Source organism: Deltaproteobacteria bacterium, from assembly GCA_021159305.1.
GTDB lineage: Bacteria > Campylobacterota_A > Desulfurellia > JAGGSF01 > JAGGSF01 > JAGGSF01.
The window spans coordinates 1-9,143 of record JAGGSB010000036.1 but is presented as its reverse complement, the minus strand read 5'-3'; the positions used below and the strand labels follow the sequence as shown (position 1 = coordinate 9,143).

Here is a 9,143-nt window from a genome sequence, read left to right as displayed (position 1 = left end):
TATTATACATTAAATTGTGGGTTGGGAAGTGTCTCACTTATATTGGCACAGAGGGTCTCCGTGAGAGTTGTCAAGTTGCTATATTAAAGTCAAGCACAATTCACACATTTTACTTATCTTTCTCTGTAACTTCTCCTATTTTTGATAAGCATAAGGTTTCGGGCCTGTAATATTTTCTTGCTTGAAAATATTATTCGTGATATATAATATCAATCCTTGCTCTCTTTAAGAGGGCTAAATATCCACAAGGAGGTAGATGTGTGGTACGAACTTTTATACATTGTTCCGCCTGTGCTTTCCGATGAAGCGGTAAAAGAAGTACAGGATAATGTAAATGCCGTTATTACACAGAATAACGGCGAAATCTTAAAATCTGATATCTGGAGTAGGAGGAAACTTGCATATCCTATTAAGAAGTATGAACAGGGAATATATATTCTTATTCATTTTAAAGCACCCCCTGCGGTTCCTCGTATAATAGGTGCAAAATTGAAGTTTATGGAAGATATAATAAGGTTTATGGTTAGTAAGATGCTTAAAAAGGATGTAGAGAAATATAAAAGTGAGGCAAAATAATGGCTTATTATAACAAGGTGATTTTGATGGGCAACCTTACTAGAGATCCGGAATTGCGCTTTCTTCCTTCAGGCATGGCTGTTTGTTCATTTGGTCTGGCGGTGAACACGCAGTTTAAGCGGAGTGGTGAAACCGTAAAAGAAACATGCTTTATAGATGTTACGGTTTTTGGCAAACAGGCAGAAAACGTTCACGAATACCTTTCTAAAGGGCGACCGGTGTTAGTAGACGGGAGGTTGCGTTATAGAACATGGGAGGATCAAGAGGGAAGGAAGCATTATAAACATGAAATAACAGCGCAAACGGTGCAGTTTATAAATAGTACATTTAAAAACAGAGAAGATACATCTCAAGGAAGCGAGGAGAAAGACGATGTTCCGTTATAAAAAACAAAACGACAAGTATAAGAACAAGAATTATTCTTTTTTTAAGAAGAAGGTGTGCCATTTTTGTGTAAATAAACTGAATGATGTTGATTATAAGGATGTAGGTCTTCTTTCCAAATTTATCACGGAGAGATGTAAAATCCTTCCTGGGAGGGCATCAGGTACTTGTGCTAAACATCAAAGAGTTCTTACTAAAGTGATAAAAAAGGCAAGAATGATGGCTCTTTTACCATTTTCGGCAAGTAAAAGAGAATTAAGTCGTTAGGGGGAGACGGTGAAGGTAATTTTTATAGAAGATGTAGAAGGAACAGCTTATGCAGGTGATATTAAAGAGGTAGCTAATGGATTTGCCAGGAATTATCTCGTTCCGCGAAAATTAGCGTTTCCAGCGACAAAAAAGAGTATAAAAAGCTTTCAGGAAAAGGAAAAAAGTATTTTGAAGAAGGCGGAAAAAAAGATAAGAGACACTCAAAATTTAAAGGAACAAATTGAGAAGGTTAGCCTTGATTTTAAGAGGAAAGTGGGGAAAGAAGGGAAATTATTTGGTGCGGTAACGTCTCAGGAAATATCTGAGGCTCTTTTAGATAAAGGGATTGATATTGGAAGAAAGACTATTAGATTAAAGCAAGACATGAAAAAGATAGGTGAATATCTGGTGGAAGTTGCTCTTTACAGAGGCATAAAGGCGAATTTGAAGATTGTTATAGAGGCAGAAGAAGAAAAAGAAAAGCAAGAATGAGCGATATTAAAATCTATCCTCAAGCCATAGAAGCAGAAAGAGCTGTTCTGTGTTCTATCCTGCTGAACAATGCTGTAATGGCGGATGTTTTGGAAAATGTTAGGGTAGAAGACTTTTTTGATAAACGGAACAGCATATTGTTTAAAACTATGGCAAGATTGTATGAACAGGGAAATCCTATCGATGTGATAACATTAACCAATAAGTTAAAGGAAGATGGAATATTGGATTCAGCAGGTGGATACAGTTACTGTCTGGAGTTGCCTGATGTTCTTCCCACTGCATCCAACGCTTCTTATTATGCAGAAATTATACGGAAAAAATCCGTTTTAAGAAGGCTTATAGATGTTTGTACCACTATTTCAACTGTATGCTATAGTGAGCCGGAAAATGTGGAAGAAGCAGTAGATCTTGCTCAGGAAAAGATATTTGATGTTTGCGAGGAAAGATTAAGTTCTGGATTTGTAGCTTTGTCGGATACAACGGAGGAAACAGAGCAATATCTCCAAAGACTGTCTCAAGGAAACATCACCTATACCGGAGTGCCTTCAGGGTTTGCAGATTTAGATAAATATACGAGTGGATTTCAGAAAGGAGATCTTATTATCGTTGCTGGCAGACCATCAATGGGGAAGACAGCATTTGCATTGAATGTTGCAATAAATGCAGCCAGCACTGGACAAGCTGTAGCCGTATTCAGTTTGGAGATGTCTGTGAAGCAGCTTGTATTGAGAGTAGTTTCTTCTGTCTCCGGTATAGATAATTATCACCTGCGCACAGGTTATATGAGAAAAGAAGAATGGGATAAACTTCCCAATGCATTTGATCATCTAAGAAACTTATCCATATACATAGATGATAGCCCGATGCTTTCTGTATTAGATATAAGGGCAAAGGCAAGAAAGATAAAATTAGAAAAAAATATATCTCTGATTATTGTTGATTATCTCCAGCTTATGAAAGGCATGAAGACAGAATCTCGGGTTCAGGAAATAACAGAAATTTCCCGCTCTTTGAAGATTTTGGCAAAAGAGTTGAACATACCTGTTATTGCTGTTTCTCAACTCAACAGAGGGGTGGAGTCCAGGGATAATAAAATGCCTATGCTTGCCGACCTGCGTGAGTCGGGGGCAATAGAACAAGATGCAGATGTTATTCTGTTTATATACAGAGACGAAATGTATAATGAAAAGACACAGGAAAAAAACATTGCGAGAATAAAGATTGGAAAACAGAGAAATGGCCCTGCTGGGATGACAATAAAGATGAGTTTCTTCAGCAATACTATGACATTTAAAGATTTGGCAAAAGGGGTGGCATGAAGTGGATAAAGGTAAGGGGTGCGTGTGTAAACAACTTAAAGAATGTCTCTGCGGACATACCGAAATTCAAGTTAATAGTTATAACCGGCCCTTCCGGTTCTGGTAAATCAACACTTGCTTTTGATATTTTATATGCTGAAGGTCAAAGAAGATATGTAGAATCTCTGAGCAGTTATGCTCGTCAATTTTTAGAGAGGATAGAAAAGCCCAATGTAGAATCAATTGAAGGGCTTTCTCCTGCTATCGCTATTAATCAACGTGGTGTATCTTCTAATCCCCGTTCAACCGTAGGTACAATTACAGAAAGCTATGATTATCTGAGGCTTTTGTTTGCCCATATAGGGAAACCTTATTGTTATAAGTGTGGACGTCCCATAGTATCTCAAAAACCTCGGATATTGTGGAGAAAATTAAAAAAAGAAAAGATAAAAAGATTATTATTCTTGCTCCTGTTGTTTTGGGAAGGAAGGGTGAATTTTTAGATATTTTGGAGAATTTGAAAAAAGAGGGTTTTGTTAGAGTAAGAATAGATGGGAAATATTACCTATTGGAAGATGAAATAAAATTGAATAAGAATAAAAAACACAACCTGTTTTTGGTTATAGACAGGCTTTTAATAAGAGATGATTTAGACTCACGGCTTTATCAATCTGTTGAGTTGGCTTTAAAAAAAGGGAATGGTTTTGTTTACACTTCTGAATCAGATAAGCAAGATGAGATATTTTCGGAAAAACTTGCATGTCCAGCGTGTGGAATAAGTTATAAGAAGATTACTCCCCAAAGTTTTTCTTTTAATAATCCTCAAGGAGCCTGTAAGTTGTGCGGAGGTCTGGGTGTAAAACATATGCTGGATATAAAAAAACTCATCCCTGATGAAAATTTGAGTTTAAGGGAAGGGGCAATAAAGCCATGGAAAAGAAAACATTACAAGTTTTACCAGGTGATATTGAGAGAGGTGTGTGAATATTTTGATATAGACATGTATAAGCCATTTAAAGAACTTTCAGAAAGAGAAAAAGATATTATCCTTCATGGAACAGCAGGAAAAGAAATAGAATTTTACTTCAAAAGAGATGGTAATTTGCATACCTACAAGAAGCCGTTTGAAGGTGTGATAAATTTGATTGGTAAGCAATTTGTGGAAACAGAATCATCTATCGTACGCAGAGAGATTAAAGAGCTGATGAAAGAATTCACCTGTCCAGAATGTAAGGGAAAAAGATTAAACAAAGAGAGTTTGTCTGTAAGGATTCAAGATAAAAATATCGTTGACATTACGGATATGCCTGTATCGGAGGCGTATAAATTCTTCTTAAATTTAGAAAAAGAGTTTACGCCCTGGGAAAAAAAGATAGCAGGAAATTTGTTAGAAGAGATTAAAAATCGTCTTAATTTTCTTATAAATGTAGGGTTAGATTACCTTACGCTTTCTCGTTCTGCATATACTCTTTCAGGAGGAGAGTCACAGCGTATTAGATTGGCCACTCAGGCCGGCTCAAAGCTAACAGGAGTTTTGTATATATTGGATGAACCGTCTATAGGATTACACGCTTCTGATACTTGCAGACTTATAAATACCTTAAAATCTCTGCAGGATAATGATAATACAGTGATAGTGGTGGAACATAATGAAGCTATTATTAAAGCAGCAGATTGGGTGATAGATATGGGTCCTAGTGCAGGCATATACGGAGGAAAGGTGGTAGCCCGTGGAACACCGAAGGACATAGAAAAAAGTGATGCATTAACCGGACTCTATTTATCCAAAAAAAAATGTATAGAGAAAAATCTTCGTTTTAGAAAAGCGAAAAATTATCTTCGTATAATAGGGGCTAAGGAACACAATTTGAAAAATATTGATGTGGACATACCGTTGGGTATATTTGTGTGCGTAACCGGTCCTTCGGGTTCAGGCAAATCTTCACTTATATTTGACACCCTTTATCCATGCGCAATGAACATTTTATATGGGTTAGATGCTTCTGAGGAAAAATGTAAGAATATTGAGGGAATTGAAAATATAGACAAGATTATTCATGTGGATCAGAGCCCCATTGGAAAAACACCAAGGTCTAATCCTGCCACATATACGGGGGTATTTACAGACATAAGAGAACTTTATGCGCAACTTCCTGAATCAAAGATGGCAGGATACACACCCGCTCGTTTTAGTTTCAATGTGAAAGGAGGAAGATGTGAAAGATGTAGGGGAGAAGGATCTGTAAAGATAGAGATGCAGTTTCTTCCTGATGTATATGTAAGTTGTGATGCCTGTGGAGGCAAGAGATACAATGAGGAAACTTTAAGGATAAAATACAAAGGAAAAAGTATAGCCGATGTTTTAGATATGACGGTAGAAGAAGCATGGTTATTCTTTAAGAACATTGTGCGTATTGAGAAAAAACTTAAACTGTTGAGAGATATAGGGTTAGGTTATATAAAATTAGGGCAGAGTGCAACTACACTTTCTGGAGGAGAAGCACAGAGAATAAAACTGGTGCGTGAACTCATTCATCCTCAAACTGGAAAAACACTATATCTTCTGGATGAGCCTTCTGTGGGATTGCACCCAGACGATATAAACAAACTACTATCCATTATAGATAGATTGGTGGGTTTGGGTAATACGGTGGTTGTCATAGAACATGATTTAGACATCATTAAAAGAGCAGATTATATCATTGACTTAGGCCCGGAAGGAGGAGAAAAAGGGGGGAAAGTGGTGGCTTATGGTACACCTCAGGAAATTATTCATAATCCTTATTCCATAACTGGCAAGTATCTAAAAGAAAAAATAGAAATAGAAGATAATTATAGGCAGAGGGTAGCAAAATAGCACCATTGCTGATTTTCTGTTGTTTTTAAAATTTTTTCTACCAATTCGGGGTTAAATTTTGCCAATTTTAAATGCATTTTTTATCAATATTGGAATATAATTTAGTTGATATGAAAAGATTGGAATTTCTTTTTCTCATTTTATTCTTCTTTATAATAATTGAAGGAAGAGCTATTGTTTTTAGTTCCAATATTGAAGTTCTTCGGGTAGAGGGTATTGTTGTTCCTGCTGTAACTGATTATATTGAAAGGGGTATTACTAAAGCAGAGAAAGATAACTCTTTATGTGTTATTGAGTTAAATACCCCAGGAGGACTTCTCAACTCTACGGATAAAATAGTAAAAAGAATTGTGAATTCAAAAGTGCCAGTTGTAGTTTATGTTTATCCTAAGACAGCCTGGGCAGCTTCAGCTGGAGCGTTTATTACCTTGTCCGCTCATATTGCGGCTATGACTCCAGGCACCACAATTGGCGCTGCTCATCCTGTGACTACTGGAGGAGAAAAGATATCAAAGGAACACATGAAAAAGATAGTGAATTTTTCTGCCAAATGGATGGAGACTATTGCTAAGGAGAGAGGTCGCAATATAAAGGAAGCCAGATTAGCTGTAACTGAAAGTAAATCTTTCAGGGATGACGAGGCATTAAGGTGTAATCTTATTGATATTCAAGCAAAAAATCTAAAACAACTTATTTCCCTTATCAATGGCAAAAAAGTTACATTATCTAATGGGAAAGAGATTATCATTGATACAAAACAGTATAAAATAATTAAAAATGATATGAATAGCATTGAACATTTTTTGCAGATTATAAGTAATCCTAATATTGTCTATGTTCTGCTTACTTTAGCCATAATAGGGCTGATCACAGAAGTTTCCCATCCGGGGGTGATTTTTCCCGGAGTCGTAGGTGGTATAAGTTTGTTTCTGGCATTTTACTCACTGGGAGTGTTGAATGCTTACTGGGGAGGTATAGCCCTTATTTTGCTCGCTACCCTTTTCTTTATGGCAGAGATCTTTACTGTTAGTTTTGGACTGCTTACTGCAGGAGGGATAATTTCTCTGGTTATGGGTTCATTGGTGTTGTTCAGTCACACTCCAGAAATTAAAATAAATTTGAGTCTTGTTATAGGGGTTTCAATTGTCATTACTGCATTCTTCATACTTCTCATTGGTATTGTTATAAAAGATAGAAAGAGGAAAAAGACAGCAGGCGCAGAAAGTATGGTAGGAAAAACTGCAATAACAAAAACATCACTCAATCCTAAGGGAACAGTTTTAATTGAAGGAGAATTGTGGTATGCCATATCTATAAATGGCGAGATAAAGGCAGGGGAAGAGGTTGTGGTGAAAAAAGTGAAAGGCTTGAATTTATGGGTAACAAAAAATAATAAGGAGGAAAAATGAACTGGTTGATTTATTTCATTGTTATTTTAGTGATAGCAATAATAATCTTGCCAGCGGCTATTAGAATTGTTCAGGAATATGAGAGAGGAGCTGTCTTTCGCTTAGGTAGATTTGTGGGATTGAGAGGTCCGGGTCTTGTTTTTTTAATACCATTTATTGAGCGGATGTGGAAGGTTGACCTGCGTGTGGTTACGATGGATGTTCCATCTCAAGAATGCATCACAGTGGACAATGTTACCATTAAGGTTGATGCGGTAATCTACTTTCGGGTGGTGGATGCCTCACAGGCCATACTCAAAGTAGCCGATTTTACAAAGGCTACCTATCTGCTCGGTCAGACTACTCTAAGGAATGTGGTGGGACAGAGTGAACTGGATGAGTTGTTAGCCCACAGGGATAGGCTCAATAAAAAGATACAGGAGATTGTGGATGAAGGCACAAATCCATGGGGAATAAAGGTAAGCATGGTGGAGGTTAAAGATGTAGAATTGCCGGATACAATGAAAAGGGCTATGGCTGCTCAGGCTGAAGCGGAAAGAGAAAAAAGGGCCAAGATTGTTCATGCAGAGGGTGAATATCAAGCCGCAGAAAAATTAACTGAAGCTGCAGAAATTATTTCTCATCAACCTTCTGCTTTGCAACTCCGGTATCTTCAAACTCTTGCCACTGTGGCTACGGAGAAGACAAGTTTTGTATTATTCCCCATACCCATTGATATGCTTACCTCATTTTTGAATAAGGACAAAAACGAAGGTTCCTAAATCTTTTTCTCCAACAGATCCACGATATGCACCATATTAGATTTTTGTTTGTATTTATTAGAAAATCCATCTTTTGTCATTACATCTTCATTGTAGTGTATAACAACAGCTTCACCCACAAACACCACATGGTCACCCGTTTCAAATTCTTTTATTACTCTGCATTCAATATTTAAGATGCATTCCTCTATGAGAGGTGCTGTTGTTATTTTAGCCTTTATAGGGGTAAGCTTTATTTCTTTAAATTTATCTATACTTTCACCATGTATACAACCTGCCTGCAGAACCTTTTCTTTTAAATCTATGGTGGGCACATTGATTACAAATTCCCCTGATTCTTCAATGAGCCTATAAGAAAATCTGTATGTGCTTTCCCCTTTTTCTCCTTTACCGATGGAGATCAAAAACAGGAGAGGTTGAAATGAGGTGGGTGTAACCCAGGTTACAGTAAGAACATTTGTAGTTGTTCCTTTTTTATTTGAACACGATACAAGCATGGTTTGTCCGTTGCCCATAAAAAACCTCACATTTTCTACAAGCCTGCTTTTAAGTGGTAATTCTCTTTTCATTTCTCACTCCTTTTTATGTTGTAAATTCAGTCTATTATAACATGTTAAAAAAGAGTTATTGTCAAATGTTGTGGATTCATCCAGCGTACCCTTCTTTTGAATATGTGCATCATCAGGCAGTTGTTTTTACATCTGTTAGCAAAAATGTTGCCTTAACTATAGCCATTCTCATATCGGTTTTTGGGAAAGAGGGGCAATATTTATCAGTATTTCTCGCAATCATGAGTATATTTTAGACACTCTTTTTAGTAAGTTACTTAAAATTAAGCGATAATGTTAAACAATGGTTTGAGAAAGAAAGAGGGAAACACAGATAAACTTTGATTATCCGCAATACGTTAGGGGTCGTTGGCGGCATTATTAGTTCGCCACGCTGATTCTATCAGTTAATATACTTTCAGTCTATTTGTTTCAATAAAACTTTGTCGTTTGTCTTGACAACTCTCGTAGAGAGTTGCAAGCAAACGACTTTGTCGTTTGTCTTGACAAGCGCTTTCAGCGTTTGCAAGCAAAGCGAAGCTTTGTCTTGACAACTGCCTCTGGCA

8 protein-coding genes and 1 pseudogene are annotated in these 9,143 nt (G+C 36.9%); 8 read left to right on the top strand and 1 reads right to left on the bottom strand.

Features of this window, described 5'->3' with window-relative positions; translation table 11 throughout:
* Positions 1–216 precede the first annotated feature (216 nt).
* The 8 genes and pseudogenes from rpsF (at position 217) to J7J10_02475 (ending at position 8,029) form a co-directional block, all read left to right on the top strand.
* A complete protein-coding gene (rpsF, locus tag J7J10_02510) occupies positions 217–576 on the top strand; it encodes a 30S ribosomal protein S6 (protein MCD6129805.1) in 360 nt (119 codons plus the stop codon).
* Entirely contained in the window at positions 576–962 is a 387-nt protein-coding gene (gene ssb / locus J7J10_02505) for a single-stranded DNA-binding protein (protein MCD6129804.1), read from the top strand. Before rpsF ends, ssb begins: the two co-directional genes overlap by 1 nt.
* A complete protein-coding gene (locus tag J7J10_02500) occupies positions 949–1,227 on the top strand; it encodes a 30S ribosomal protein S18 (GenBank protein MCD6129803.1) in 279 nt (92 codons plus the stop codon). Before ssb ends, J7J10_02500 begins: the two co-directional genes overlap by 14 nt.
* Positions 1,228–1,236: 9 nt before the next feature.
* The gene (gene rplI, locus J7J10_02495) at positions 1,237–1,701 is read left to right on the top strand and encodes a 50S ribosomal protein L9 (GenBank protein ID MCD6129802.1); all 465 of its coding nucleotides are present in this window, start codon (positions 1,237–1,239) and stop codon (positions 1,699–1,701) included.
* Complete coding sequence (dnaB, locus tag J7J10_02490) at positions 1,698–3,023, top strand: replicative DNA helicase (GenBank protein ID MCD6129801.1); 1,326 nt, start codon at positions 1,698–1,700, stop codon at positions 3,021–3,023. Before rplI ends, dnaB begins: the two co-directional genes overlap by 4 nt.
* Positions 3,020–5,859, top strand: a pseudogene (gene uvrA / locus J7J10_02485) (excinuclease ABC subunit UvrA). Before dnaB ends, uvrA begins: the two are co-directional and overlap by 4 nt.
* Before the next feature lie 110 nt (positions 5,860–5,969).
* On the top strand, positions 5,970–7,268 hold the full coding sequence (locus J7J10_02480; protein MCD6129800.1) for a nodulation protein NfeD: 1,299 nt from the start codon (positions 5,970–5,972) through the stop codon (positions 7,266–7,268).
* The gene (locus tag J7J10_02475; GenBank protein ID MCD6129799.1) at positions 7,265–8,029 is read left to right on the top strand and encodes a slipin family protein; all 765 of its coding nucleotides are present in this window, start codon (positions 7,265–7,267) and stop codon (positions 8,027–8,029) included. Before J7J10_02480 ends, J7J10_02475 begins: the two co-directional genes overlap by 4 nt.
* Here J7J10_02475 and J7J10_02470 read toward each other — a convergent pair.
* Positions 8,026–8,598 (bottom strand): flavin reductase family protein, encoded by a 573-nt coding sequence (locus J7J10_02470; GenBank protein MCD6129798.1) that lies wholly within the window; start codon positions 8,596–8,598, stop codon positions 8,026–8,028. The two genes, J7J10_02475 and J7J10_02470, sit on opposite strands and share 4 nt — an antisense overlap.
* Between the last annotated feature and the right edge of the window lie 545 nt (positions 8,599–9,143).

What these genes read in the sequence shown, in the direction of transcription:
- J7J10_02480 (MCD6129800.1), top strand. Translation starts at nt 5,970, where the DNA reads ATGAAAAGATTGGAATTTCTTTTTCTCATTTTATTCTTCTTTATAATA.
- ssb (MCD6129804.1), top strand. Translation starts at nt 576, where the DNA reads ATGGCTTATTATAACAAGGTGATTTTGATGGGCAACCTTACTAGAGAT.
- J7J10_02470 (MCD6129798.1), bottom strand. Translation starts at nt 8,598, where the DNA reads ATGAAAAGAGAATTACCACTTAAAAGCAGGCTTGTAGAAAATGTGAGG.
- dnaB (MCD6129801.1), top strand. Translation starts at nt 1,698, where the DNA reads ATGAGCGATATTAAAATCTATCCTCAAGCCATAGAAGCAGAAAGAGCT.
- J7J10_02475 (MCD6129799.1), top strand. Translation starts at nt 7,265, where the DNA reads ATGAACTGGTTGATTTATTTCATTGTTATTTTAGTGATAGCAATAATA.
- J7J10_02500 (MCD6129803.1), top strand. Translation starts at nt 949, where the DNA reads ATGTTCCGTTATAAAAAACAAAACGACAAGTATAAGAACAAGAATTAT.